This is a genomic window from Streptomyces sp. NPDC048196 (assembly GCF_040652715.1).
Taxonomy (GTDB): domain Bacteria; phylum Actinomycetota; class Actinomycetes; order Streptomycetales; family Streptomycetaceae; genus Streptomyces; species Streptomyces siderophoricus.
Genome location: NZ_JBEZMM010000011.1, coordinates 86,693 through 112,182, shown reverse-complemented (window position 1 = coordinate 112,182; position 25,490 = coordinate 86,693). Strand labels below are relative to the sequence as shown.

The window sequence follows — 25,490 nt, the reverse complement described above, 5'->3', positions numbered from 1 at the left end:
CCGGGCGAACTCGGCCATGCCCTCCTCGAATCGAATCGCCGCCCGCCAGCCGAGGTCCTCGGCGATCCGCCGCGACGAGGCGGTGATGTGGCGCACGTCGCCGAGCCGGTACTCCCCCGTCACCACCGGCGCAGGGCCGCCGTACGCGGCGGCCAGCTCCTGCGCCATCTCGCCCACGGTGTGCGGGACGCCGCTGCCGGTGTTGTACGCGGTCAGGGTGGCGGCCGCCCGGTCCGGCAGGGCGGTCAGCGCCAGTACGTTGGCGGCCGCGACGTCCCGGACGTGCACGAAGTCCCGCCGCTGGCCGCCGTCCTCGTACACGGTCGGGGGCGCGCCGCGGGCGAGGGCGGAGCGGAAGAACGAGGCCACCCCGGCGTAGGGGGTGTCCCGCGGCATGCCGGGGCCGTAGACGTTGTGGTAGCGCAGTGCGACGGCCCGGCCGCCGGTCGCCCGGGCCCAGGAGGCGGCGAGGTGTTCCTGGGCGAGCTTGGTGGCCGCGTAGACGTTGCGGGGATCGGTGGGCGCGGCCTCGTCGACCAGGCCCGGCCGCAGCTCGGAGCGGCAGTGCGGGCAGCGGGGTTCGAACCGGCCGGCGTCCAGGTCCGCCACCGCGCGCGGGCCGGGCCGCACCGCCCCGTGGGCGGGGCAGGTGTAGTGGCCCTCCCCGTAGACCACCATGGAGCCGGCGAGCACCAGGTGCCGGACCCCGGCCGTGGCCATCGCCGACAGCAGGACGGCGGTCCCCAGGTCGTTGCAGCCGACGTAGTCGGGGGCGTCGGCGAAGTCCTTGCCCAGGCCGACCATGGCGGCCTGGTGGCAGACCGCGTCGATACCGCGCAGGGCGGCCTCGACGGCCGCCCGGTCCCGTACGTCGGCGACGATCCGCTGGGTGCCGGGCCGCGCCGGCGGGGGTTCGCGGTGTGCCGTGGGCAGCAGGGCGTCGAGTACGACGGGCTCGTGGCCGCCGGCCAGGAGGGCGTCGACGACCTGTGATCCGATGAATCCGGCGCCGCCGGTGACCAGTACGCGCATGCCGGTCACGCTAAGCGCGGCCGGGCCGGAAGCCCCGCGCCACGGCGACGGTGTCACCGGTCCGTAAGATCCGGACGTCCGTGACCGGCGGTGTTCCCCCGGGCGTGCGTGACCGGCGGATGTTCCCGCCACTGCGATTCGGTAACGGGCGTCGGTGAGGTATTTCGATACGGCATATGTTGCATATGCTCAGGTCGGGGGTCTGGGGGCCGTTTTCGGACAGTCCGACGGCCGGGACCCCTCCACCCGATCACCTCACACCACACCGTCGGAGACCGCCTTGGCCGTGGAGAACGGGGAGCGCCGCACCGGCTCCCGTGTGCTGTCCGTGCTCCCCTACACGGTCATGGCCGTGGTCACCGCCGTCGACCTGACCGCGGGGCCCGGTGTGGGCTTCCTGCCGCTGGTGTCCCTGGGGCCAGCGTTCGCCGGACTGGTCGGCGGCTGGCGGCGGACCGCACTGGCCGGGTTGACCGCGTTCGTCCTCTGCCTCGGTCTGGGCGTCTACAACGGGGTGTACGAGAGCCGGCGGGGGCTGACCGCGCTCTTGTCGGTGGCCGGGGTGACCGCGGCCGGGGTGGTCGCCGCGGTGATGCGGCAGCGCCGGGAGGCCGAGCTGGCCAGCGTCCGCTCGATCGCCGAGGTGGCCCAGCGGGTGCTGCTGCGCCCGGTGCCGCGCAGCGCCGGACCCCTGCGGATCGCGGTCTCCTACACGTCGGCGCTGGCCGAGGCCCGGATCGGCGGGGACCTGTACGAGGTCGTGACCTCGCCCGCCGGTGTCCGGATCATCGTCGGGGACGTCCAGGGCAAGGGGCTGGAGGCCGTGGAGAGCGCGGCGGTGGTGCTCGGCGCGTTCCGCGAGGCGGCGTACGACGAACCCGATCTGCCGGCCGTCGGCGAGCGGGTCGAACGGGCCCTGAACCGCCATCTGTCCGGCGAACGCTTCGTCACGGCCGTGCTCGCCGAGATCGGTGACGGTCCGCACGCCACCCTGCTCAACTACGGCCATCCGGCGCCGCTGGTCGTCCGCCCCGCCGGCACGGTCGGTTTCCCCGCGCCGCCGGAACGGTCCCTTCCGCTCGGCCTCACCTGGCACACCGCCAACACCCCGCTGCCCTACGAGGTGCCGTTCAGCCCCGGCGACCAGCTGCTCTTCTACACCGACGGGGTCAGCGAGGCACGCGACGCGGCCGGCCGGTTCTATCCGCTCGACGACCGGGCGGCGCTGCTCAAGGAAGCCGACCCGGAGGCCGCCCTGCGCGCGGTGCGCGAGGACCTGGTCGAGCATGCCGAGGGCCCGCTGCACGACGACGCCGCGATGCTGCTGGTCCGCTACCGCGACGAGCACTCCGCCGGCACCGCGGGGAGCGGCAGCCCGGCGTAGTTCTCGGCGAGTTCGGCCGCGGCGTGCGGGGCGGTGGCGATCCGGTCGAGCTGGGCGAGCTGCAGCCGGGTGTCGAACGGCGACTGGTCCGGGGCGGTGTGCAGAGTCGTCGTCATGAAGGCCGAGAAGTGCTCGGCGCGCCAGACCCGGCGCAGGCAGGTGGCGGAGTAGGCGTCCAGCAGTTCCGTCGCGCCGGTCGTGTGCAGACGGTCCAGGGCGCGGGCGAGGACGGTGACGTCGGCGACGGCGAGGTTGAGGCCCTTGGCCCCGGTGGGCGGCACGATGTGCGCCGCGTCGCCGGCCAGCAGCACCCGGCCGTAACGCATCGGTTCGGTGACGGAACTGCGCATGGGCAGCACCGACTTCGCGGTGATCGGCCCGCGCGCCAGCTTCCAGGGGGCGGCGCCGGTGGCCGGGTCGACGGCCGCGCGGGTCTCCAGTTCGTCCCAGATCCGGTCGTCGGGCCAGTCCGCCGGGTCGGTTCCGTTGGGGACCTGGAGGTAGAGCCGGCTGACGGTCGGGCTGCGCATGCTGAACAGGGCGAAGCCGCGCGCGGAGTGGGCGTAGACCAGCTCGTCCGCGGAGGGCGGGACGTCGGCGAGCACACCGAGCCAGGAGTACGGGTAGCCGCGCTCGTAGGTGCGGCGCCGGTCCTCCGGTACGGCCCGGCGGGTCACACCGTGGAAGCCGTCGCAGCCGACGACGTAGTCGCAGTGGAGGGTGTGTACGCGGCCCTGGTACCGGTAGTGGACGGCGGGGCGGTCCCCGTCCGCCCCTTCGACGGTGAGCGCCTCGGCCCCGAACAACAGCGGTGGCCCGTCGGCGAGTTGGAGGGCGACGAGGTCCTTGACGACCTCCGTCTGGGCGTAGACCGTCACCCGGCGGCCGTCGGTGAGCTCCGGGAGGTCGAGGCGGTGGGACCGTCCGGCGAAGCGCAGCTCGATGCCGTCGTGCACCAGGCCCTCGCGGTCCAGCCGGGCCCCGGCTCCGCAGCCGCGCAGCACGTCGACGGTGCCCTGTTCGAGGAGGCCGGCGCGCTGCCGCCGCTCCACGTAACCGCGGTCGCGGCTCTCCAGGACGGCGCAGTCGATGCCGGACCGGTGCAGCAGACGGGCCAGCAGCAGTCCGGCGGGGCCGCCGCCGATGATGCCGACGGTGGTGCGGCGGACGGGCGGAGGGGGTGTCACGGCGCGGTTCCTTCCGAGGGGTACGGGACGGGGACGCGGGCCGCCGCGGGGGCGTCCGGCGGTGCGGTGAGGTGGCCGAGGAGGGCGGCCAGGACGGCGGCGGGGCGTTCGACGCCCGCGAGGTGGGCGGCGCCGGGCAGTTCGAGGAGGCCGGCGCCGGGGATGCCGTCGACCAGTTCGCGGGCGTGCGGGGGCGGGGTGGCCGGATCGGTGCGGCCGGCGACGACGAGGGTGGGCGCGGTGACGCGGGCGAGGTCGCCGCGCAGGTCGTAGCCTGCGAGGGCGTCGCAGCAGGCCGCGTAGCCGGCCGGGGCGATGCGCTGCCGCAGGGTGGCGAGCAGCGTGGTGGCCTGCGGGGAGGCGGCGAAGTCCGGGGTGAACCAGCGGCCGGCGGCGGTGTCGGCGACCGGTCCGAGCCCCGACTCGCGTACCAGGGCGGCCCGTTCGTGCCAGGCCTCCGGTTCGCCGAACCGGGCGGAGGAGCAGATCAGGACGAGCGAGGCGATCCGCTCGGGGTGGTGGGCGGCGAGCCAGGCGCCGACCGCGCCGCCGAGCGAGATCCCGGCGTACGAGAAACGGTCGATGCCGAGGCCGTCGGCGAGCGCGAGGACCCCGCGGGCGAGCGTCGGGACGGTGGTGGTGGCGACGGAGGGGGTGCCGCCGTGGCCCGGAAGGTCCCAGCGCACGACGCGGAACTGCTGTGCCAGCGCGGCGAGTTGAGGCTCCCAGACGGAGAGTTCGGTGCCGAGGGAGGGGCCCAGGACGAGCGGTGGGGCGCCGTCCGGACCGTCGAGGGCGTGGTGCGGCGGCGGGCCGGCGGGCGGGCGGGTCATACGGGCTCCTGCGGGGTGTGCACGGTACGTTCCAGCGCCCGGTCCACGAGGGCGCCGGACGATCCCAAGTAGCCGGTCGGGTCCAGCAGTTGGTCGAGGTGTGCCGGCAGCCGCTCCTCGTCCAGGGCGTGGCGCAGTGCCGTGGCCAGGGGGACGCCCTGTTCGGCGGTGCGGCGGGCCGCGGCGTCCAGGAGGCGGCGGGCCTCGGCGCGGCCGGTCCGGGGAGTGAGGGCCGCGACCAGACGTTCGGTGACGACCAGGCCGCCGGTGGCGTCGAGGTGGTGGCGCATGCGGTCCGGATGCACCCGGAGGTCGGCGGTCAGTTCGGCGGCGTCCCGGGCGGCGCCGCCCACCAGCCGCAGGGCGTCCCGCAGCGGCTGCCATTCGGCGTGCCAGGCGCCGGCCGGACGCTCGTCCTCCGCGGCCAGCGCGCCGTACAGCACCGCGGCGAGCGCCGGGACCTGGCGGGCGGCGGCCGTGATCAGCGTGGCGCGCACCGGGTTGGCCTTGTGCGGCATGGCGGACGAGCCGCCGCCGCTGCCCTCCGACAGCTCGCCGATCTCCGTGCGGGAGAGGGTCAGGACATCGGCGGCGAGCTTGCCGAGGGCACCGGCGGTGAAGGCGAGCGCCCCGGCGAGATCGGCGACCGGGGTGCGCAGGGTGTGCCAGGGCAGGGCGGGTTCGGCGAGCCCGGTCGCGGCGGCGTACGCGGTGAGCAGCCGGGTGCCGGGGTCCTGGCCCGCGGTGGCCGGTGCGCGATCGGCGTCGGCCCCGTACGCAGGGAGGACGGCCGGTGTGCCCTCGGCCTCGGCGTACGCGTGGAAGGCGGCCAGGGTGCCGGCCGCGCCGCCCAGTTGGACGGGCAGCGCGGCACGGACGGCCGTGAGCCGGGCGTGGGCGTCGAGCACCAGGCTGCGCCAGCCCGCGGCCTTGAGACCGAAGGTGGTCGGCACCGCGTGCTGGGTGAGGGTCCGGCCGGCCATCGGGGTGTCGCGGTGCGCGGCCGCGGTCCGGCGCAGTGCCTCGGCGGTCCGGGCCAGGTCCGCCAGTACGGGCTCCAGCGCCCGGGTGCAGACCAGCATGGTGGCGGTGTCGAGGATGTCCTGGCTGGTGGCGCCGCGGTGCACGTAGCCGGCGGCGTCGGGGGCGCGGGCGGCGACCGCGGCGGTCAGGTCGGCGACGAGCGGGACGACGGGGTTGCCCGCGGCGCGGGCGCGGCGGGCGAGCGTGCCGGGGTCGTAGAGGCCGGGCTCGGCGGCCGCGGCGGTGACCGCGGCAGCCGCTTCCTCGGGCGCGAGCCCGGTGGCGGCCTGGGCGCGGGTCAAAGCGACCTCGGCGTCGAGCAGGGCGCGCAGATAGGCGGCGTCCCCGGTGGCGTCGGCCACGGCGGAGCCGGCCCGGGACGGCGCGAGCAGCCCCAGGTCGGCGTCGTCGTGGGGAGGTGGATGCGGTGCGGCGGCGGGAGCGGGGGCGGGATGGGGAGCGGAACGGTGGTCCTGGTGGCGAGGGGCGTCGGAGCAGGCGCGGTCATCGGAACGCAAGGAAGACCGTCTCCTCGTGGGTGCCGTCGGCGGTCTGCTGCAACTGGACGTCGAAGCGATAGCGGTCCGGGCCGTCCGGGTGGGCGAGCAGGGTGCGGGCCCGGTGGTCGGGCAGCCGGGACAGCAGCGGGTCGGCGGCGTGGGCCTCGGCGTGTTCGGGGAAGTAGACGCGGGTGAAGAGGTGGTGCAGCAGCCCGCGGGCGAAGACGCAGACGGCGAGGTAGGGCGCGGCGTCGGGGTGGCCGGCCGGGGCGGTGGCGGGCAGGGTGTGCAGGGCGTAACGGCCATCCGCGTCGGTCGGGACCCGGCCGAATCCCGTGAAGTCCAGGCCGTGCCGGCCGATGACCGCACCGGTGACCGGGTCGCGGCGCAGCGAGCCGGGCGCGCCGGTGAGGCTGCCGTCCGGGCCCGCCTGCCAGAACTCCAGCAGGGCGTCCGGCACCGGGGCGCCGTCCCCGTCCCGCACGAGGCCGTGGAGGGTGATCGTGCCGGGCCGGCCGGCCGGGGCGATCTGCTCGCCGCCGCGGAACGGGAGGGCGTAGCCGTAGAACGGGCCGATGGTCTGCGAGGGCGTCGGGGGCAGCGGCGCGGCGGGGGCGCCGGCCGGGTCGGTGGTGGCGGCCGGATCGGTGGTCGCGGCCGGATCGGTGGTGGTGGCCGGGTCGGTGGTGGTGGCCGGGTCGGTGGTGGCGCGGGGCATCAGCGGCCCTCCTCGGTCCAGGTGGCGGACGGGCCGTCCAGGACGATGTCCCAGCGGTAGCCCAACGTCCGCCCGGGGCAGGAGAGTTCATGGTCGTAGGCGGCGACCAGACGGGCGCGGGCGGCCGGGTCGGTGACCGACTGGAGGATCGGGTCGTAGGGGAAGAGCGGGTCGCCGGGGAAGTACATCTGGGTGATCAGGCGCTGGGTGAAGGCCGTGCCGAAGAACGAGAAGTGGATGTGGGCCGGGCGCCAGGCGTTGTCGTGGTTGCGCCAGGGGTAGGCGCCGGGCCTGATGGTGGTGAAGGTGTAGCGGCCCTGATCGTCGGTCAGGCAGCGGCCCGCGCCGGTGAAGTTCGGGTCGAGCGGGGCGGGATGCTGGTCGCGCTGGTGGGCGTACCGGCCGGAGGCGTTGGCCTGCCAGATCTCGACGAGCTGACCGCGCACCGGGCGGCCGGTGCGGTCGAGGATGCGCCCGGTGACGGTGATCCGCTCACCGAGCGGCTCGCCCGGGTGCTGCCGGGTGAGGTCGGCGTCCAGGTCGGTGACGTCCGTGACCCCGAACGCGGGGCCGGTCAGCTCGACGGCCTCCGGGTCGGCCAGGTGGTCGATCTCGACCGGTGGCCGCCGGGGGTGGCGGGGGGTGCTGCTGCGGTACGGGGTGTAGTCCCGCGCGGGGTGCGCCGGGGCGGGGCTGCCGTCGGCCCGGTCCCGTTCGGCGGCGGCGGACCGCGCGGCGATCTCGCGGCTGATGTCGGCCTGGGTGGGCAGGGGCGGTACGGGCGCGACGAGCGGCCGCGGGCCGCGAAGCGGGGCGCCGGGCAGGAAGGTGGGAGTCGCGGGAGTGGCGGGAGTGGCGGGGGTGAACGGGGTCAGGGTCATGGGTGCCCTCTCCGTGCGGGTGGTCGGGGCGGTGCGGGTGGTCGGGGGGTGGGGCGGTGTCGGTGGTCGGGACCGGTGATCGGTTCCGTGCGGGCGGTCGGGGCCGGGGCGGTGCCGGTGGTCGGGGCCGTGCGGGCGGTCGGGCGGGGCCGGGGCGGTGACGGTGGTGGGGACCGGTGATCGGGGCGGTGCGGGCGGTCGGGACCGAGGCGGTGCCGGTGGTCGGAGACCGGCGATCGGGTCCGTGCGGGCGGTCGGGGCCGGGGCGGTGCCGGTGGTCGGTGCTGGTGGTCGGGACGGTGATCGGGTTCGTGCGGGTGGTTGGGCCGGGGCGGGCGGGAGGCCGGGGGCGGGCGCGTCGAGCGGGGACGAGGCCGCGCGCCGGCCCGGCCGTGGCGCGGTGCCCCTGCAGGATGCGGCTCCCGACGCCGGGCGGGTAACTACCTTTCGAGCACCATCGCCAGCCCCTGCCCGACGCCGATACACAGCGTCGCGAGGCCCGTTCCGGCGCCGGCGGCCGCCAGTTGGTGGGCCACCGCGCCGACCAGCCGTGCCCCGGAGGCGCCGAGCGGGTGGCCGAGAGCGATCGCACCGCCGCGCGGATTGACGAGGCCCGGGTCGAGCTCCGGCCAGCGGGCCAGACAGCCGAGCGCCTGGGCGGCGAACGCCTCGTTGAGCTCGACGGTGTGCAGGGCGTCGAAACCGCGGCCGGCCTTCTCCAGGGCCCGGGTGGCCGCCTCCACCGGGCCGAGCCCGAAGTACTGCGGCTCGATACCGGTGACCGCGCTGCTGCGGATCCGGGCGAGCGGGGTGCAGCCGGAGGCGCCGAGCCCCCGCTCGTCCATCAGCAGCAGCGCGGCCGCACCGTCGCTGAGCGGTGAGGAGTTGCCGGCCGTGACGGTGCCCGCGCCGGCCGACGCTCCGGTGGCCCCGGGCACCGCGTCGCTCCCCGTACGGAAGGCCGGCCGCAACGCGCCCAGCGCCGCCAACGAGGTGTCCGCACGGATGCCCTCGTCCTCGGCCACGTCCCCGTACGGCACGATCTCCGCGGCGAACGCGCCGTCCTTCCGGGCCCGGGCCGCCTTCTCGTGGCTGGCCAGCGCGAAGGCGTCCTGCCGGTCGCGGCTGATCCGGTCGCGGTCGGCGATCAGTTCCGCGCCCTCGCCCAGGGCCACGGTCCACTCGCCGGGCATCGCGGGGTTGGTCAGCCGCCAGCCCAGGGTGGTGGAGTGCAGGGTCTGCGGTCCCGCGGGGAAGGCGCGGTCCGGCTTGGGCAGGACCCAGGGCGCCCGGCTCATCGACTCCACGCCGCCGGCGACGGCCACCGAGGCGTCGCCCAGCGCGACGGCCCGGGCGGCCTGGATGACGGCCTCCATGCCGGAGCCGCAGAGGCGGTTGACGGTGACGCCGGGTACGGACACCGGCAGCCCGGCGAGCAGCACCGCCATCCGGGCCACATCGCGGTTCTCCTCGCCCGCGCCGTTGGCGTTGCCGAACCAGACGTCGTCGATGGTGGCCGGATCCAGTCCCGGCGCACGGTCCACCAAGGCCTTGAGGACATGTGCGGCGAGGTCGTCGGGGCGGGCGCCGGACAGCGCGCCGCCGTATTTGCCGAAGGGGGTGCGGACGGCGTCGACGACGTACACGTCCCGGGGCCGGTCGGTGATCATCGGGTGGCGGTGTCCTTCCGTGCGCCGGCCGCCTCGGGCGTACCGGATGCGGGGGTGCCCTGGGGGGTGGCGGCCTTCAGGGCGCGCAGGGCGGCGAGTTCGGCGGCGGTGGGCGGGTCGGTGACGCCGATCCGGGCCGCCTCCTTGAGGTCCCAGCCGGTGGCCGCCCGTACCTGCTCGACCGTCACTCCCGGGTGCAGGTCGGTCAGGACGAGCTCGGCGGTACCGGGGTCGGGGCGGAGGACGCCGAGGTCGGTGATGACGGCGGTCGGGCCGGCGCCGGGCAGTCCGAGCGCGGCCCGGTCCCGGGGGCCGCTGCCGTGGCCGAGGGTGGTCACGAAGTCCAGCGAGCCGACGAAGTTGCGGCGGCTGTGTCGCAGAACCATCAGCACCTGCCCGCAGTTGGCGGCGATCTCGGGCGCGCCGCCGGCCCCCGGCAGCCGGCCCTCCGGTTTGCCGGGGCCGCGGTCGACGACGGTGGTGTTGATGTTGGCGAACCGGTCGACCTGCGCGGCGCCGAGGAAGCCGACGTCGATCCGGCCGCCCTGCAGCCAGTAGTTGAACATCTCGGGCACGGACACCACGGCATCGGCGGTGTCGGCCAGTTCGCCGTCCCCGATGGACAGCGGCAGCCGGGTCGGTTTGGAGCCGAGGGTGCCGGACTCGTAGATCAGCACCAGGTCCGGATTGACCGTGCGGCGGGCGAGGTTGGCGGCCGTACTGGGCAGCCCGATCCCGACGAAACAGGTCCGCGCACCGGCCAGCGCCCGGGCCGCGTTGACCTCCATGAGCTCGTCGGGGGTGCAGGGCGGGGCGGAGGCGGGCGCGGGGGCGTGCACGGGCGGGGCGGCAGGCTCGGGCGCCGAGGCGGGTGCGGGCGCGGGTGCGGCACCGGGCGCGGGTGCGGCACCGGGCGCGGTGGTGGGGACGGTTGCCGCGGGAGAGGGGGTGGCGCCGCCCCTGATCCCTTCGAGCCACCGCCCGAACGCCGCGCGGTCCCGCGAAATCCCGTCCCAGCGGCGGTAGAAGGCGTTGTCGCGGACCGAGTACCCGGCCGCGTAGGACGGGTGGGCGCCGCCGGGGACGACCGCGACCGCGTCGACGACCCAGGTGGGCAGGACGACGCCGCCGGGGCACGGCTCCAGGGTGTCGACGAGTTCCTCGACGGTCACCAGGACGCGCCGGGCGGCCAGCGCCGCCTCCTTCTGCACCCCGGTCAGGCCCCACAGCTGGACGTTGCCGGCCCCGTCGGCCTGCTGAGCGTGGATGACCGTGACGTCCGGGTTGAGGGCGGCCACGGCGGCCAGTTCCTCACCGGTGAACGGGCAGGTGACGGTGGCGACCGTGCGCGTCCGGGAGGGGAGGTCGCTGCCGCGGTAGCCGCGCAGCACGGCGAACGGGAGCCCGGCCGCGCCCGCGGCATAGCGGTTGGCCATCCCGGCGTGGCTGTGCTCGTCGGTCCGCAGCGGGCCGGGCCAGCCGTTCTCGACCGCGTCCCGGAAGCGGTGCAGCGAGCCGACGCCCGGGTTGCCGCCCCAGGAAAAGACCAGCTTCTCGGCCACGCCCGCGCCGATCAGCTGGTCGTAGACCACGTCGGGGGTCATCCGGGCGAGCGTGAGGCCGGTGCGGCCCTGGCGGATGATCTCGTGCGCCGCGGCGAACGGGATGAGGTGGGTGAACCCCTCCAGCGCCACGGTGTCCCCGTCGTGGATCAGCTCGGCGACGGCCTCGTGCAACGAACGGATGTCGGCCATATCGGCCATGTCCTCCAGCCTCTGTCGATGATCCGGGCGCTCAGCGCTAGGCGCTAGGTGTGGGAAGGATGGGAAGAGTGGGGAATATGGGGCATTTCGTCCAGACAGGAAGAACGGGGGCCCTCCAGCCAGTCGTTCGCCCAGTGAACTTAAGTTCATAATGCCGCTCCGAGTCTGGACCCCGCCCCCGACCCTGTCAACGGTCCGCCGGGTACGGTTCGCACGAGATCACCGCACGAGGGAGAGGCCATGACCCACCCCGCCCCCGCCGCACCGCCCTCCCCGGCCACCCCGCCGGAAGCGGTGGGTCCGCTGATCCGCTGCCTGACGGTGCTGCGGGAGCTGTCGGCCGGCGGCGGCCGCCAGGCGGTGGGCGATCTGGTACGGGGCACCGGTCTGGCCCGGTCCACCGTCGACCGGGTGCTGAGCACCCTCGCCCGGCTCGGTTACGTCCGCGTCGACGGCCGGGACGCGGTGCTCGCGCCGCGCTTGCTGGAGCTCGGCAACGCCTATCTCGCGGCGTCCGGGCTCCCGGACCGGCTGGGCCCGCTCGCCGACCGGCTGGCCGACGAGCTGGACGAGTCGGTCTCGCTCGCGGTCCCGGACGGCGACGGTGTGCGCTTCGTCCACCAGGCCACCCGCCGCCGCGCGATGTCCCTCGCCTTCCGCATCGGCGATCTGCTGCCCGCCGAACGCGGCGCGCCCGGGGCGCTGTTCGCGGACGCCTGGGACGCGGCGGACTGGGAGCGCTGGCGCCGCCGCCGCGCGGCCGACCCGACGGACGCCGGCTTCCCGGCCGTCCCCCCACGCCCCGACGCCGAGGCGGAGTCCACCACTTCCCCAACTTCCGTATTCGAGAGCCGAGTTGACTCCGCCCGCACGGCCGGCTGGTCCCTGGACGACCAGCTCATCGAACCGGGCCTGGTCGCGGTCGCGATGCCCGTACGGGACCCGTCCGGCCGGATCGTCTGCGCGGTGAGCGTCGTCAGCCACACCAGCCGGCTGTCCGCCGCCGAGCTGCCCGGTGCGGTCCTCCCCCGGCTGCGCGACACGGTGACGGCCATGGAACTCGCCCTGACCGCCCCGCATGCGGCCCCCTCCGCACCGGAGCCGGGGGCCGCCGGGGGCGCGTCCGACTCCTCCCACGCCTCCTGGATGCGGGCCTCCAAACAGGAGCTGGGCCCCGAGTTCGTCGAGTCCATGGCCCGCGGACTGATCACCCTCACCGCCTTCGGCGCCGGCCGCGCGGCACTCCCGCTCACCGCCGTCGCGGAGGCCACCGGCCTGGCCCGGGCCACCGCCCGGCGGGCCCTGATCACCCTGGAGCACCTCGGCTACCTCGCCTCGGACGGCAAGCTCTTCCGGCTCACGCCGAAGGTGCTGGAGCTGGGCTTCGCGCACCTCTCGGGCCTGACGCTGCCGGCCATCGCGCAGCCCCACCTGGCCGCGCTGGTCGAGCGGGTGCACGACTCCGCCTCCATGGCGGTCCTCTCCGGCGACGACATCCAGTACGTCGCCCGGGTCCCCACCGTGCGCATCATGAGCGTCAACATCACCCTGGGCACCCGCTTCCCCGCCTACGCGACGTCCATGGGCCGGGCCCTGCTCTCCGGCCTGCCGCCCGCGGAGGTGTCCGCCCGGCTGTCCCTCACCGACCTCCGGCCGTTCACCCGGCACACCGTCACCGACGAGGAGACCCTCCTGGGCCTCCTCCGGCAGGTCCGCGCCGACGGATACGCCCTGGTCGACGAGGAACTGGAGGAGGGACTGCGCTCGCTCGCCGTCCCCGTGCGCGACCGCACCGGAGAGGTCGTGGCAGCCGTCAACGTCTCCACCCACGCGGGCCGCACCTCCCCCGCCGCCACCCGCGACGCACTCCTCCCGGCCCTGCGCGAGACGGCCACCGCCATCGAGGCGGACCTCGCGGTGGCCGGCCGGTACGTACGGATCCCCGTCCTGTGACGGCGCTTTCCGTCCCCCCACCGGAGCCGTTACTGGGAGGCGACCCCGTCCTATCAGGACGGAAAGCGCAATCCGGCCTTCCAGGCGAGCGCATGGGACTACGCCGCCGCGAACTTCCGGCCGGTGGCCGGGCTGCGGGTCCCCCTGGAGGCACTCGCCGCACGCCTCCGGGGAGAGCCGTGCGCGCCGCCCCTCCCCGCTACCCGGCCCCTCCCCGTTACCCGCGCCTCCCCCCTTACTCCGCCCCCGCCTGTGCCTCGGCCTGCGCCCCCAACGCTGCCGGCGACGCCGCTCCGTTGCCGACGCGGCGGGCCACCGGCACCAGGCCGATCGCGAGGGCGCCCACCAGGCCCGCCAACGCGAAGGCCACGAAGCCCAGTTGGGCGTTGCCGCCGGCGGCGAGGATGCCGCCCAGCCAGGGGCCGACCACGGCGCCGGTGCGGCCGACGCCGGTGACCCAGCCCATGCCGGTGGCACGGTCGGCGGCCGGGTAGACGCGGTCGGCGGCGGCATAGACCATCACCTGGGCGCTGAAGAGCCAGATGCCGGTGACCGCGACCACGGCGTAGGTGAGGGCGAGCGGCAGGTGCGCCCTCAGGAGCAGGGCGCCGGCGGCGGTGAGCAGGAACCAGAGGGCGGAGACCCGCACCGGGCCGTAGCGGTCGGCGGTGCGGCCGGCGATGAACATGCCGACGACCGCGCCGATGTTGATGACGAGCAGGAAGCTGACCGAGGAGATGAGGCCGTAACCGGAGGCGCGCATCATCTGGGGCAGCCAGGTGCCGACGCCGTAGACCAGGAGCAGTCCGCAGAACGAGGCGAGCCAGAGGAGCGGCGTGGCCCAGCGGGCGCCGGGGCGGAAGAGGGCCAGGACGGAGGACGGCCGGCCGCCGGTCCCGGGGGCCGGGGCGTCGGCGGGGCCGGGGCGGGCCATGCCGTAGCGGTCGGCGATCGCATGCGCCTCGGCGGTACGGCCCTTGGCGAGCAGCACACCGGGGGACTCCGGCAGCAGGCGCAGCAGCAGCGGGATCGCGATCAGCGCGGGCAGCACACCGGCCCAGAAGATCGAACGCCACCCGAGCGCGGGGGCGAGCGTCATGCCGAGGCCCGTCGCGAACATGCCGCCCACGTGGTACGAGGTCATCAGCAGTCCGGTGGCCAGCGCGGCCCGGCGCGGCGGGGCGAACTCCAGCACCATGGACAGGCAGATGGGCAGCAGGGAGCCGAAGCCGAGGCCGGCCAGGAACCGTCCGGCGCCGAAGGGCGCGGGGGTGCCGGAGAGCGCGCAGATCGCCGAACCGAGGGAGAAGAGGGCGACGCTGACGGCGAGGACCGGGCGGCGGCCGAGGCGGTCGGTGACGGGTCCGATGACGAGGGCGGCGACCAGCATGCCGAGCGTGGTCCAGCTGCCGATGGTGCCGGCCGTGGCGGGGCCGAGGCCGAGCCCGGGGTCGTCGAGCATCCGCGGCATGACGGCGCCGTAGACATTGACGTCCATCCCCTCGAAGAAGACGGCGAGCCAGCACAGCGCCAGGACGGGCGCGACGGAACGGAAGGTATGGCGCGGAGCGGTGGGTGGCATGGGCACCTCGGGCACCTCGTCTTCGGGATACGGCGAGCGGACTACCGGCTACCGGACTACGGCTACGGCTACCGATCTCTCCGGCGACCCTCGTTCGCCTGGTGAACTTTCGTTCGCTCGTGGGCCAGGATCATCTGCGCCCATCCAGGGAGGTGTCAATGGTGCGAACGGGTAAGGCCGTTACGCGTTACCCATTCGCCGGACCCGCCGGACCCGCAGGCCCCTCCCGGCCCTCCCGGCCCTCCGGCCCGTCCTCGTCCCGCTTCTTCGCCTCGGCGGCGGCCCGCTTCGCCGCCAGCCGCCGGGCCATCTCCTCGCGCGCCTCGGCGGTGGCGGCCGACGGCCAGACCCGGTCCAGCGAGGCGTTCATCGCGGCGCCGACCAGCACCGCGAACGCCGAGACGCCGATCCACAGCAGCACCGCGACCGGCGCCGCCAACGAGCCGTAGATCGTGGGCCCCTCGACCGTCGAGACCAGGTACAGCCGCAGCAGGAAACTGCCCAGCACCCAGATGCCGAGCGCCACCACCGCCCCGGGAATGTCCTCCGGCCAGGGCGACCGGACCGGCACCGAGAGGTGGTAGAGGGTGGTGAGGAAGGCGACCGACAGCAGCAGGACGACCGGCCAGTACAGCGCCCGGACGACATGCTCACTGGCCGGCAGCAGGCTCACCACGGCGTCCGGCCCGGCCACCATCAGCGGCAGCGCGACCGCGCCGACCAGCAGCCCGGCGACGTACAGCGCGAACGACAGCAGCCGGGTCCGGACGATGCCGCGGCGGCCGTCGAGCCCGTACATGATCGTGATGGTGTCGACGAAGACGTTCAGGGCGCGGGAGCCGGACCACAGGGCGATGGCGAAGCCGAGCGAGATGACGTCGGGCCGGCGGCCGGTGAAGACGTCGTTCAGCAGCGGCCGGGCGACCTCGTCCACGCCCTTGTCGGAGAGCACCGTGCCCGCCACGCCCAGGATGTGCTGCCGGACGCTGTCGAGGGTGTCGTGCCCGATCCAGGTCTGGGTGTAGCCGAGCACGCCGAGGAGACCGAGGATCAGCGGCGGCAGCGACAGCAGGCACCAGAACGCCGCCTCGGCGGCCAGTCCGGTGACGCGGTAGGTCATGCAGGAGTGGACGATGTCCTTGAGCAGCAACCAGGCCAGCCGGCGTGTGGAGACGTTGCGGTAGAGCACACGGGCCCTGGTCAGACGGCCCGCGTGCCGCTCGGTTGGTTCGTTCTCCGGCTGCACCTCCTTACCGTAGCTGCATGGCAGCCACCACTCACACGGTCACAAACCAGCCCCCGCCGCTGGTCGGATACGACGTGTTCGCGAGCGACCCGGCCCTCACCGAGGGCATCACCCGGCACATCGCCGCCGACCGCCTGGACGAGGTCCGCCAGGAACTGGGCCGGCTGGGGGAAGCCGCCGGCTCCGCGCACGCCCAGCAGTGGGGCGAGCAGGCCAACACCCACCCCCCGGTGCTGCACACCCACGACCGCTACGGCCACCGGATCGACGAGGTGGAGTTCCACCCGGCCTGGCACCGGCTGCTCGGCCACGCCGTCTCCGCCGGGCTGAACGACGCCTGGTCACGGCCGGACGGCCATCTGCGCCGCACCGCGGGCTTCATCGTGTGGACCCAGGCCGAGGCGGGCCACGGCTGCCCGCTGTCGATGACCCATGCGGCGGTGCCCGCCCTGCGCCACGAGCCGGAGCTGGCCGCCGAATGGGAGCCGCTGCTGACCTCGTGGATCTACGAGCAGGAGCTGGGGCCGGCCGCCGAGAAGGCCGGCGCGCTGGCGGGCATGGCCATGACGGAGAAGCAGGGCGGCAGCGACGTACGCGCCAACACCACCCGCGCCGAACCGCTGTCGGGCCCCGGCGAGTACGTGCTGACCGGACACAAGTGGTTCTGCTCGGCCCCGATGTCCGACGCGTTCCTGGTGCTGGCCCAGGCACCGGGGGGTTTGACCTGCTTCCTGCTGCCGCGGGTGCTGCCGGACGGCACCCGCAACTCCTTCCGCATCCAGCGGCTCAAGGACAAGCTCGGCAACCGGTCGAACGCCTCCGCGGAGGTCGAGTTCGACGGGCGGACGTGGGCGCGCCGGGTCGGCGAGGAGGGCCGCGGGGTGGCGACGATCATCGAGATGGTCGCGGCGACCCGGCTGGACTGCGTCAGCGCGTCGGCGGCGGTGATGCGGCAGGCGGTGGCCCAGGCGCTGCACCACACCGCGTACCGCGAGGCGTTCGGCCGCCGGCTGACCGACCAGCCGCTGATGCGCAACGTCCTGGCCGATCTGGCGCTGGAGTCGGAGGCGGCGACCACCCTCGCGCTGCGGCTGGCGGCGGCGTACGACGGCGGCACCGAACAGGACCGGCAGCTGCTGCGGCTGGCGGTCCCGGCGGCGAAGTACTGGGTGACCAAGCGCTGCACGCCGGTGGTGGCCGAGGCGCTGGAGTGCCTGGGCGGCAACGGCTACGTCGAGGAGTCGGGACTGCCGCGGCTGCTGCGCGAGGCGCCGCTGAACTCGATCTGGGAGGGTTCGGGGAACATCCAGGCACTCGACGTGCTGCGCGCCCTGCGCCGCGAACCCGGCACGCTGGACGCCTACTTGACCGAGATCGGTACGGCGCGCGGCGCGGACCACCGGCTGGACCGGGCCATCAAGGGGATGCTCACCGAACTCGCCGACCTGGAGGGCATCGAGGCCCGCGCCCGGCGCCTGGTGGAGCGGATGGCGCTGGTGCTGCAGGGCTCACTGCTGGTACGCCACGCGCCCCCCGCGGTCGCGGACGCCTTCTGCGCCTCCCGCCTGGGCGGCGACGCCGGCGCGGCCTTCGGCACCCTGCCCCACACCCTGGACCTGGCAACGGTGGTGAACCGGTCCCGGCCGGTGCTGGACTGCTGAGGACGACGGCGGTCGGTGCCCCGTTGCCGAGGGCAACAACGGCCGACGGCGCCGAGTTGCCGAGGACCCGGCCCGCTGCCCTTAAGGGGGCGGTCGAACGGATCCCGTAGGGGGCGGTCGAACGGATCCCGTAGGGGACGGTCGAACGGATCCCGTAGGGGACACGAAGGCCCCCTGCGGGGCCACAACGAGGCGGCGGCGAGGGATATTCCCGGGGAGGGATGTCCCGAGGAGGGAGGTTCCCGGCGTGGGAGATTCCCGGCCAGGAAGATTCCCAGCGTGGGAGGTTCCCGGGGAGGGATGTTCCCCGTGTGGGAGGTTCCCGGCCAGGAAGATTCCCGCGTGGGAGGTTCCCGCGTGGGAGGTTCCCCGCGCGGAAGATTCCCCGCGCGGAAGATTCCCCGCGCGGAAGATTCCCGGCCAGGGAATTTGACGCCGCGCCGGCCCCGCTCGCGGAGGCTCGACGCGGCGGCGGCTCCCCGTCGCTTCGGGCCGTGGCCTCGCGAAGGGACGGGGACAGGGGGTAGCCGCCGCCGCGCCGGTCGGGGAGCGGTGCCGCGCCGACTCGGCACCGCTCCCCCGTCTCAGGGCCGCCAGGGTGTCCCGGGCGGGCCTTCCGGGTCGCCGCGCCCACGCAGTGCCGCGTCGATGACCAGGATGATCTCGTCGTCGGGGGTGTCCGCCCCCACGGTCAGCAGCACCCCGCGCGCGTCGTAGAAGCGCAGCACGCGGGAAGTCTCCTCCGTACCGCTCGATCCCGCCCCGGGCAGCAGCACCACCAGGTCGACGAAGGCCAGTACGGGCAGCAGACCGCCGACGCCGGCCACCCGGTCGAGCAGTTGCGGCGGGCTGTCGATCACATAGCCGTCTTCAGGCAGCAACTGACGCTTTATCAAGATGTCGACCGCGGGCAGCAGGGGGATCGCGTAGTGGCCGGCCAGCCGGGCGGCCCGTGCCCTTCGTACCCCCTCACCCGCTCCGATCACCACGACGCGCGGAGCAGCGGCCACCGTGGAGCCCCCTCCCCCGTACCGTCCCGACGTCGCGCAGCGGCCGATGGACTTCCCGGCGACAACCGGCGGGTTCTCCGACGGGTGACCGGCGAATCCGCGGTGGCGAGATGCCATCGGCCGCTCGGGCCAGAGTCCCGTTTCCCCGTCATACGCCACAACGGTTGCAGGGCGTTGCACTTCCCGGGAGCCGATGTGGGCAATGGCGCCTCCATGGCGGGCCGATGACGGCACCATGGGCGCACGGACCGGGGGGACCTCCCGGTCGGGCCGACCGTGAACCCGTGAGCCCGGCATGATCGAGGGACGCCCCCAGGGACAGTGCACAACGGAGAGCAGCGTGAGCGACAGCACGATCGACAGCGCCATCTGGTCGGCCCAGGAAGTCCGTGCCACCGCCCGCCGGATCGCCACCGTCCGCGAGGCCGCGCTCGCCGGCGGGGCGCCCGGCGGCCCGGCCGACGCCCCCCGTGCGGTGATCGGCGCTTCGTGGCGCCGGGCGCTGGACTCCGGTGTCGACCCGGACGCCGATCCGGCCCAACAGCCGCTACCGGTCGCCGAGTTGGAGTACCGGCGGCAGAAGTCGCAGCTGGCGGCGGTGCTGCCGGTGCTGAACGAGGGGCTGCTGGCGGCCGCCGACGCGGCACAGCAGATCATGGTCGTCACCGACGCCGAGGGCCGGGTCCTGTGGCGGGAGGGCAGCGCTCCGGTACGGCGGATGGCCGACCGGCTCGGCTTCGACAAGGGCGCCGACTGGACGGAGCAGGTCGTCGGCACCAACGCCATCGGCACCGCCCTGGTGGCCCGCCGCCCGGTGCTGGTGCACTCCGCCGAGCACTTCGTGCGCAGCCACCACCAGTGGACCTGTGCCGCGGCGCCGCTGCACGACCCGCGGGACGGGCGGCTGCTGGGCACCGTGGACGTCAGCGGACCGGCGCAGTCGTTCCACCCCACCACGCTCTCGCTGGTGTCCGCGGTCGCCCGGCTCGCCGAGGGTGAGCTGCGCACCCGTCACCACCGGTCCCTGGAACGGCTGCGGTCGAGCGCGGCGCCGGTGCTGGCGCGGCTCGGCGGGCAGGCACTGGTGGTCGATCCGAACGGCTGGGTCGTGGCCGTCACGGGGCTGACACCGCCGGACCGGTTGGCGCTGCCGAAGGCGCCCGCGGCCGGGCCGTTGTGGTTGCCGCGCTACGGCATGTGTGCCCTGGAACCGCTTCCGGGCGGCTGGTTGATCCGGGTGGGGCGGGCGGAGCGGGAGCCGGTGCCGAGCCGGGTCGTCCTGGACGTCAGCCGGCGGGACGGCTCGACGGTCACGGTCAGCGGGCCGGCCGGCAGCTGGTCGCACGAGCTGTCGCCGCGCCATGCCGAGCTGCTCTTCGTGCTGGCCGCGCAGCCGCAGGGGCGCACCGCTGCCGAACTCGCCCAGGACCTCTTCGGCGACGCCGGGCGTACGGTGACGGTGCGCGCCGAGCTGTCCCGGCTGCGCCGCCATCTGGGGAGCGTGCTGGCGCACCGGCCGTACCGCTTCGCCGACGGGGTGGAGGTGGAACTGCGGCTCCCGGCACGGCCCGGGCGGCTGCTGCCGCACTCGCTGGCTCCGGCGGTAGCGGCGGCCCGGCGCGGGCGGCCCCCGTCCTGAGCCGGCGGCGCGGCGGGAAGCACCGGAGGCAGATTCCGCCGCTTAGGGATGCGGAACGGCGAGTCCGTTGCGACCGAACGACCCGGGACTCGGCGCGACCGGGCCGGGGCGGAGCTCGGCGCGTCCTGTCCAGAGCCAGGACTCGGCATGCCCGCGCGGGGCCGGGCCGGTACGTGACCGGGCGGGGACCGGCCCGGTGCGTGACCGGGTCCGGCCCCGGGTCGGCACCCGTTCGGACGTCCGGTGTCGCCGCCGGGGCGGGCACGGCCTAGCGTGCCGACCGGGCCATGAAGGTGGTGGCCGCGGTGTGCGGGAGGTGAGCGATGAGCCCGACGGATCCGCCGGAGGCGGCGCCCGCGGAGGCCGTCGCGGTCGCGCGCCGGCCGCGGTGGGGCATGCTCGCGCTGGCCGGTCTGGTGGGGTTCGGGATGCTGCGGCAGGGGCTGTCGAACGATCCGGACGGGCCGCCGCAGCCGGGGACCGCCACCTCGGTGGTGCCCGGTGGCGCGGCCGGCCCCGCGGCCGCGCCACTGCCCCGTTCGGCCCCGGCCGAGGTCGACATCCCGTCGCTCGCGGTGTCCGCGCCGGTGCTGCCGCTGGGCCTGGACAAGGACGGCTGGATCGAGGCCCCGCCGGGAGGGAACCCCAATCTGGCGGGCTGGTACGCGGACGCGCCCTCTCCGGGGGAGCGGGGCACCGCCGTCCTCGTCGGGCACGTCGACACCCACAGTGGCCCCGCGGTCTTCTACGGGCTGGGCCGCCTGGCGAAGGGCAGCACGATCCGGGTGATCCGCGAGGACGGGCGGACCGCGGTCTTCGAGGTCTACGGCGTCCAGGTCTTCGACAAGCGCGACTTCCCCGCCCGTAAGGTCTACGGCGGCACCGGTCGCCCCGAGCTGCGCGTGCTGACCTGCGGGGGTCCGTACGCGGCGGGGTCCGGGTACACGGGCAATGTGGTGGTCTTCGCCAGGATGACCGGGAGCGTGTGAGGACGTACGGGGCCGGGCGCGAGGTGCCCGCGGGAAGCCGTACGAGCCGCACCGGCTGCCCGGGCCGCGCGGGCCGGGATGCCCCACGATGCGAACCACCGTCTCATCATGCGGAACGCCGGAAGCCTTCCTTCCGCCGCACGCCCGGCCCCGCCCAGCTCGCCCGGCCTCACCCTGCCCCGCCCGGCCCCGCTCCCCCGCGTCCCGATGTGATGTATTGGCCGCATGAGCATCTCGGTCACCACCTGGTACCTCGAACAGACCTCGCGCGCCGACCTGTCCCGCGGGCAGGAGCCGCCGGCCGGGCAGGGTGTCCGGATCGCCCGGGCCGAGGTGCCTTCGCCCGAGTTCAGTCGCTTCCTCTACACGGCGGTGGGCGGGGACGTCACCTGGACCGACCGGCTGCCGTGGTCGTACGCGCAGTGGGCGGAGTACCTGGGGCGGCCGGGGACCGAGACCTGGGTGGCGTACGAGCGCGGGACGCCCGCGGGATTCATCGAGCTGGCCGCGGGGCCGGACGCCTCCGTGGAGATCGCCTACTTCGGGCTGATACCGGCCTTCCGGGGCCGCCGGATCGGCGGCCATCTGCTGACGTACGGCATCGAGCGGGCCTGGGACCTGGCCGAACGGTGGCCGGGCCGGCCGTCGACGCGCCGGGTCTGGGTGCACACCTGCAGCAAGGACGGTGAGCACGCGATGGCCAACTACGAACGCCGCGGCTTCCGGGTCTACGACACCACGGTGACCGAGGAGCCCGACGTGCCGACACCGGGCCCCTGGCCGGGCGCCGGACCGCTCACCTCGCCGCCGCAATCGACCGCCGGGAAGTGATCGACGTCACCCTGTCTCATCAAGCGGGACAGGGTTGTCCACATCATGGATAGCGGTGGACTGGCCGGAGAGCGGCGTGCCACGCTTCCGTCATGTCCAGAGCTGGAATTGCCTTGGTGAGTCGGCGGCACGTCGACCTCGGCCGCATGTCCAGCGCCATTTGTCGGGCGGGCTGAGGCTGTTTCCAGCCAGGGCCCATGGCCCTGGACAGCACCCGGCACCACCGATCACCCGCCGTCCCCATCGTCGCGGACGCGCCGGAACCCCCTTTGACCCGCAGCTGTCGCCGACGCGTTGTCCACGCGCCGCGCTTCGGTGTGTCTGCGCAGGTCGGCACGGGCCTCCGGCGCCGGTCCCGATCCCCTGAGCCCGCCCAGAAGGACGTACACCCATGGCCGCCTCCCCCGACCGACCCGCAGCCGCTTCGACCCGCCGCAAGGCCGGACGCCACCGCGGCGAGGGCCAGTGGGCCGTAGGTCATTTCACGCCGCTCAACGGAAACGAGCAGTTCAAGAAGGACGACGACGGTCTCAATGTGCGGACACGCATTGAGACGATCTACTCCAAGGCCGGTTTCGACTCGATCGACCCCAACGACCTGCGCGGGCGCATGCGTTGGTGGGGCCTCTACACCCAGCGCAAGCCCGGGATCGACGGCGGCAAGACCGCGATCCTGGAGCCGGAGGAGCTGGACGACAGGTACTTCATGCTGCGGGTCCGGGTCGACGGCGGCCGGCTGACGGTGGCCCAGCTCCGGGCCATCGGCGAGGTCTCCGAGCAGTACGCCCGCGGCACCGCGGACATCACCGACCGGCAGAACATCCAGCTGCACTGGATCCGGATCGAGGACGTTCCGGCCATCTGGGAGAAGCTGGAGGGCGTCGGGCTGTCCACGACCGAGGCGTGCGGCGACTGCCCGCGCGTGATCATCGGCTCCCCGGTGGCCGGTATCGCCGAGGACGAGATCATCGACGGCACCCCGGCCGTGGAGGAGATCCACGAGCGCTACATCGGCAGCAAGGAGTTCTCCAACCTGCCGCGCAAGTTCAAGACCGCGATCTCCGGCTCGCCGGTCCAGGACGTGGTCCACGAGATCAACGACGTGGCGTTCGTCGGCGTCGTCCACCCCGAGCACGGTCCGGGCTTCGACCTGTGGGTCGGCGGCGGGCTGTCCACCAACCCCAAGCTCGCCCAGCGGCTGGGCACCTGGGTCCCGCTGGACGAGGTCGCGGACGTCTGGGCCGGCGTCGTCGGGATCTTCCGCGACTACGGCTACCGCCGGCTGCGCAACCGCGCCCGGCTGAAGTTCCTGGTCGCCGACTGGGGCATCGAGAAGTTCCGCCAGGTGCTGGAGGACGAGTACCTGAACCGGAAGCTGGTCGACGGCCCGGCGCCCGAGGAGCCCGTCCAGAGGTGGCGCGACCACGTCGGCGTGCACCGGCAGCAGGACGGCCGCTTCTACGTGGGCTTCGCCCCGCGCGTCGGCCGGGTCGACGGCACCACCCTCACCAAGATCGCCGAACTCGCCGCCGCGCACGGCTCGGACCGCCTGCGCACCACCGTCGAGCAGAAGATGATCATCCTCGACGTCGCGGAGGACCAGGTCGACGCGCTGGTCGCGGGCCTGGAGGCGCTGGACTTCCAGGTCACGCCCTCGCCGTTCCGCCGCGGCACGATGGCCTGCACCGGCATCGAGTTCTGCAAGCTGGCGATCGTGGAGACCAAGGGCCGCGGCGCGTCCCTGATCGACGAACTGGAGCGCCGCCTCCCGGACTTCGACGAGCCGCTGACCATCAACCTCAACGGCTGCCCCAACGCCTGCGCCCGCATCCAGACCGCGGACATCGGCCTCAAGGGCCAGCTGGTCCTGGACGACGACGGCAACCAGGTCGAGGGCTACCAGGTGCACCTGGGCGGCGCACTGGGCCTGGAGGCCGGCTTCGGCCGCAAGGTCCGCGGCCTGAAGGTCACCGCCGACGAACTCCCCGACTACGTCGAGCGGGTGCTGCGCAACTTCCAGGAGCAGCGCGAGGACGGCGAGCGCTTCGCCACCTGGGCCGCCCGGGCGGAAGAGGGTGCGCTGAAGTGAGCGAGCGAGCCGCGCCCTTCTACTGCCCCTACTGCGGGGACGAGGACCTGCGGCCTTCGGAAGAGGGCCACGGCACGTGGGAATGCCGGTCCTGCAGCCGTGCGTTCCGGCTGTCGTTCCTGGGGCTGCTGGCCCCCGGGACGTCCGCCAACTCCCCTGCCACTGACGGAGGTACGTCGTGACCACCGCTACCGATCTCCAGCAGCTCGCCGAGCAGGCGGGCCGCGACCTGGAGGACGCGTCCGCCCTGGAGATCCTCACCTGGGCCGCCGAGACCTTCGGTCCGCGCTTCTGCGTCACCTCCTCGATGGAGGACGCGGTCGTCGCGCACCTGGCCTCGCGGGCCTTTCCGGGCGTGGACGTGGTCTTCCTGGACACCGGCTACCACTTCCCCGAGACGATCGGGACCCGCGACGCGGTCGCCGAGGTGATGGACGTCAACCTCATCACCCTGACGCCCCGTCAGACGGTGGCCGAGCAGGACGCCGAGTACGGGCCGAAGCTGCACGACCGCGACCCCGACCTGTGCTGCGCCCTGCGCAAGGTCAAGCCGCTCGAAGAGGGCCTGACCGGGTACGACGCCTGGGCGACCGGGCTGCGCCGGGACGAGTCGCCGACCCGGGCGAACACCCCCGTCGTCGGCTGGGACGCCAAGCGGCAGAAGGTGAAGGTCTCGCCCATCGCCCGCTGGACGCAGGCCGACGTGGACGCGTACGTGGCCGAGCACGGGGTGCTCACCAACCCGCTGCTGATGGACGGCTACGCCTCCGTCGGCTGCGCGCCCTGCACCCGGCGGGTGCTGGCGGGCGAGGACGCCAGGGCCGGCCGCTGGGCCGGGAGCAACAAGACCGAGTGCGGGCTGCACGGATGACGACGCATCAGGAGATATCCATGACGGGCGCCACGATCTGGCTGACCGGTCTGCCGAGCGCGGGCAAGACGACCATTGCGCGCGAGCTGGCCGGGAAGCTGCGCGGCGAGGGCCACCGCGTCGAGGTGCTCGACGGCGACGAGATCCGCGAGTTCCTCTCCGCGGGCCTCGGCTTCACCCGCGAGGACCGGCACACCAACGTCCAGCGGATCGGCTTCGTCGCCGAACTGCTGGCCAGCAACGGCGTCAAGGCGCTGGTGCCGGTGATCGCGCCCTACGCGGACAGCCGCGAGGCGGTGCGCAAGCGCCACCAGACCGAGGGCACCGCGTATCTGGAGGTGCACGTGGCGACCCCGGTCGAGGTGTGCTCCGAGCGCGATGTGAAGGGCCTGTACGCCAAGCAGGCGGCCGGCGAGATCTCCGGGCTGACCGGCGTGGACGACCCGTACGAGGCTCCCGGATCGCCCGATCTGCGCATCGAGTCGCACACCCAGACCGTGCAGGAGTCCGCCGCGGCGCTGTACGAGCTGCTCACCGAAAGGGGACTCCTGTGAGCGACGCGCGCGCGGCCGCCGGCCCGCAGACAACAACGATGGCCGCACCGCTGCGCCGCGCGGGCGGAGAAGCG

At 74.4% G+C, this 25,490-nt stretch carries 21 protein-coding genes and 2 pseudogenes; 11 read left to right on the top strand and 12 right to left on the bottom strand.

The features are described 5' to 3' along the window. Positions 1-3 precede the first annotated feature (3 nt). Positions 4-1,032 (bottom strand): annotated as a pseudogene (locus AB0E02_RS14745) (NAD-dependent epimerase/dehydratase family protein); the annotation flags it as partial. Positions 1,033-1,378: 346 nt separating this feature from the next. Here AB0E02_RS14745 and AB0E02_RS14740 point away from each other — a divergent pair. After that, positions 1,379-2,416, top strand: a complete 1,038-nt coding sequence (locus tag AB0E02_RS14740; RefSeq protein WP_362139062.1) for a PP2C family protein-serine/threonine phosphatase — start codon at positions 1,379-1,381, stop codon at positions 2,414-2,416. Here AB0E02_RS14740 and AB0E02_RS14735 read toward each other — a convergent pair. The 8 genes and pseudogenes from AB0E02_RS14735 to AB0E02_RS14700 form a co-directional block, all read right to left on the bottom strand. Continuing rightward, positions 2,365-3,603, bottom strand: a complete 1,239-nt coding sequence (locus AB0E02_RS14735) for a 4-hydroxybenzoate 3-monooxygenase (RefSeq protein WP_362138946.1) — start codon at positions 3,601-3,603, stop codon at positions 2,365-2,367. The two genes, AB0E02_RS14740 and AB0E02_RS14735, sit on opposite strands and share 52 nt — an antisense overlap. After that, a complete protein-coding gene (pcaD, locus tag AB0E02_RS14730; protein ID WP_362138944.1) occupies positions 3,600-4,436 on the bottom strand; it encodes a 3-oxoadipate enol-lactonase in 837 nt (278 codons plus the stop codon). The genes AB0E02_RS14735 and pcaD overlap by 4 nt, the downstream gene beginning before the upstream one ends. Continuing rightward, entirely contained in the window at positions 4,433-5,857 is a 1,425-nt protein-coding gene (gene pcaB / locus AB0E02_RS14725; RefSeq protein WP_362139060.1) for a 3-carboxy-cis,cis-muconate cycloisomerase, read from the bottom strand. Before pcaB ends, pcaD begins: the two co-directional genes overlap by 4 nt. A 106-nt stretch (positions 5,858-5,963) precedes the next feature. Next, positions 5,964-6,677 carry a protocatechuate 3,4-dioxygenase subunit alpha gene (pcaG, locus tag AB0E02_RS14720; protein WP_362138942.1) on the bottom strand — a complete coding sequence of 238 codons (714 nt, stop codon included), beginning with the start codon at positions 6,675-6,677 and terminating at the stop codon, positions 5,964-5,966. Next, on the bottom strand, positions 6,677-7,558 hold the full coding sequence (gene pcaH, locus AB0E02_RS14715) for a protocatechuate 3,4-dioxygenase subunit beta (RefSeq protein ID WP_362138940.1): 882 nt from the start codon (positions 7,556-7,558) through the stop codon (positions 6,677-6,679). The genes pcaG and pcaH overlap by 1 nt, the downstream gene beginning before the upstream one ends. A 440-nt stretch (positions 7,559-7,998) precedes the next feature. Continuing rightward, entirely contained in the window at positions 7,999-9,228 is a 1,230-nt protein-coding gene (locus AB0E02_RS14710) for a thiolase family protein (RefSeq protein WP_362138937.1), read from the bottom strand. After that, a complete protein-coding gene (locus AB0E02_RS14705; protein WP_362139058.1) occupies positions 9,225-10,016 on the bottom strand; it encodes a CoA-transferase in 792 nt (263 codons plus the stop codon). Before AB0E02_RS14705 ends, AB0E02_RS14710 begins: the two co-directional genes overlap by 4 nt. 177 nt (positions 10,017-10,193) lie before the next feature. Continuing rightward, positions 10,194-10,982 (bottom strand): annotated as a pseudogene (locus AB0E02_RS14700) (CoA-transferase); the annotation flags it as partial. Positions 10,983-11,231: 249 nt separating this feature from the next. Between AB0E02_RS14700 and AB0E02_RS14695 the strand changes: the two are divergent. After that, a complete protein-coding gene (locus AB0E02_RS14695) occupies positions 11,232-12,944 on the top strand; it encodes an IclR family transcriptional regulator C-terminal domain-containing protein (protein WP_362138935.1) in 1,713 nt (570 codons plus the stop codon). 235 nt (positions 12,945-13,179) lie between these two features. Here the strand turns inward: AB0E02_RS14695 and AB0E02_RS14690 are convergent, their stop codons facing one another. Beyond that, on the bottom strand, positions 13,180-14,526 hold the full coding sequence (locus AB0E02_RS14690) for an aromatic acid/H+ symport family MFS transporter (RefSeq protein ID WP_362139056.1): 1,347 nt from the start codon (positions 14,524-14,526) through the stop codon (positions 13,180-13,182). Between the two features lie 187 nt (positions 14,527-14,713). Then, a complete protein-coding gene (locus tag AB0E02_RS14685; protein ID WP_362138933.1) occupies positions 14,714-15,772 on the bottom strand; it encodes a YihY/virulence factor BrkB family protein in 1,059 nt (352 codons plus the stop codon). A gap of 17 nt (positions 15,773-15,789) precedes the next feature. Here AB0E02_RS14685 and AB0E02_RS14680 point away from each other — a divergent pair, with 17 nt between their 5' ends. Then, positions 15,790-17,433: an acyl-CoA dehydrogenase family protein gene (locus tag AB0E02_RS14680; RefSeq protein WP_362138931.1), complete on the top strand. Its 1,644-nt coding sequence runs from the start codon at positions 15,790-15,792 to the stop codon at positions 17,431-17,433. 584 nt (positions 17,434-18,017) lie between these two features. On the opposite strand, the gene AB0E02_RS14675 is transcribed toward AB0E02_RS14680, so the two are convergent. Further along, positions 18,018-18,443, bottom strand: a complete 426-nt coding sequence (locus AB0E02_RS14675; protein WP_362138929.1) for a hypothetical protein — start codon at positions 18,441-18,443, stop codon at positions 18,018-18,020. A gap of 340 nt (positions 18,444-18,783) precedes the next feature. On the opposite strand from AB0E02_RS14675, the gene AB0E02_RS14670 reads away from it, so the two are divergent. The 8 genes from AB0E02_RS14670 (at position 18,784) to cysC (ending at position 25,416) form a co-directional block, all read left to right on the top strand. Then, entirely contained in the window at positions 18,784-20,082 is a 1,299-nt protein-coding gene (locus AB0E02_RS14670) for a GAF domain-containing protein (RefSeq protein WP_362138926.1), read from the top strand. 323 nt (positions 20,083-20,405) lie between these two features. Then, a complete protein-coding gene (locus AB0E02_RS14665; protein ID WP_362138924.1) occupies positions 20,406-21,071 on the top strand; it encodes a class F sortase in 666 nt (221 codons plus the stop codon). Positions 21,072-21,296: 225 nt separating this feature from the next. Beyond that, positions 21,297-21,902, top strand: a complete 606-nt coding sequence (locus AB0E02_RS14660; protein WP_362138922.1) for a GNAT family N-acetyltransferase — start codon at positions 21,297-21,299, stop codon at positions 21,900-21,902. Positions 21,903-21,994: 92 nt separating this feature from the next. Next, positions 21,995-22,078, top strand: coding sequence for a putative leader peptide (locus AB0E02_RS14655; protein WP_350257049.1), 84 nt, complete (start codon positions 21,995-21,997; stop codon positions 22,076-22,078). A 215-nt stretch (positions 22,079-22,293) separates the two neighbouring features. Further along, positions 22,294-23,991, top strand: a complete 1,698-nt coding sequence (locus AB0E02_RS14650) for a nitrite/sulfite reductase (RefSeq protein WP_362138920.1) — start codon at positions 22,294-22,296, stop codon at positions 23,989-23,991. Beyond that, a complete protein-coding gene (locus AB0E02_RS14645; protein ID WP_362138918.1) occupies positions 23,988-24,173 on the top strand; it encodes a hypothetical protein in 186 nt (61 codons plus the stop codon). The genes AB0E02_RS14650 and AB0E02_RS14645 overlap by 4 nt, the downstream gene beginning before the upstream one ends. Then, a complete protein-coding gene (locus AB0E02_RS14640; protein ID WP_362138916.1) occupies positions 24,170-24,862 on the top strand; it encodes a phosphoadenylyl-sulfate reductase in 693 nt (230 codons plus the stop codon). Before AB0E02_RS14645 ends, AB0E02_RS14640 begins: the two co-directional genes overlap by 4 nt. 20 nt (positions 24,863-24,882) lie before the next feature. Then, a complete protein-coding gene (gene cysC, locus AB0E02_RS14635) occupies positions 24,883-25,416 on the top strand; it encodes an adenylyl-sulfate kinase (RefSeq protein WP_362138914.1) in 534 nt (177 codons plus the stop codon). Positions 25,417-25,490: the final 74 nt, after the last annotated feature.

What these genes read in the sequence shown, in the direction of transcription:
- cysC (WP_362138914.1), top strand. Translation starts at nt 24,883, where the DNA reads ATGACGGGCGCCACGATCTGGCTGACCGGTCTGCCGAGCGCGGGCAAG.
- AB0E02_RS14655 (WP_350257049.1), top strand. Translation starts at nt 21,995, where the DNA reads ATGTCCAGAGCTGGAATTGCCTTGGTGAGTCGGCGGCACGTCGACCTC.
- AB0E02_RS14680 (WP_362138931.1), top strand. Translation starts at nt 15,790, where the DNA reads ATGGCAGCCACCACTCACACGGTCACAAACCAGCCCCCGCCGCTGGTC.
- AB0E02_RS14710 (WP_362138937.1), bottom strand. Translation starts at nt 9,228, where the DNA reads ATGATCACCGACCGGCCCCGGGACGTGTACGTCGTCGACGCCGTCCGC.
- pcaD (WP_362138944.1), bottom strand. Translation starts at nt 4,436, where the DNA reads ATGACCCGCCCGCCCGCCGGCCCGCCGCCGCACCACGCCCTCGACGGT.
- AB0E02_RS14660 (WP_362138922.1), top strand. Translation starts at nt 21,297, where the DNA reads ATGAGCATCTCGGTCACCACCTGGTACCTCGAACAGACCTCGCGCGCC.
- AB0E02_RS14690 (WP_362139056.1), bottom strand. Translation starts at nt 14,526, where the DNA reads ATGCCACCCACCGCTCCGCGCCATACCTTCCGTTCCGTCGCGCCCGTC.
- AB0E02_RS14705 (WP_362139058.1), bottom strand. Translation starts at nt 10,016, where the DNA reads ATGGAGGTCAACGCGGCCCGGGCGCTGGCCGGTGCGCGGACCTGTTTC.
- pcaG (WP_362138942.1), bottom strand. Translation starts at nt 6,677, where the DNA reads ATGCCCCGCGCCACCACCGACCCGGCCACCACCACCGACCCGGCCACC.
- AB0E02_RS14740 (WP_362139062.1), top strand. Translation starts at nt 1,379, where the DNA reads ATGGCCGTGGTCACCGCCGTCGACCTGACCGCGGGGCCCGGTGTGGGC.
- AB0E02_RS14665 (WP_362138924.1), top strand. Translation starts at nt 20,406, where the DNA reads ATGAGCCCGACGGATCCGCCGGAGGCGGCGCCCGCGGAGGCCGTCGCG.
- AB0E02_RS14695 (WP_362138935.1), top strand. Translation starts at nt 11,232, where the DNA reads ATGACCCACCCCGCCCCCGCCGCACCGCCCTCCCCGGCCACCCCGCCG.
- AB0E02_RS14650 (WP_362138920.1), top strand. Translation starts at nt 22,294, where the DNA reads ATGGCCGCCTCCCCCGACCGACCCGCAGCCGCTTCGACCCGCCGCAAG.
- pcaH (WP_362138940.1), bottom strand. Translation starts at nt 7,558, where the DNA reads ATGACCCTGACCCCGTTCACCCCCGCCACTCCCGCCACTCCCGCGACT.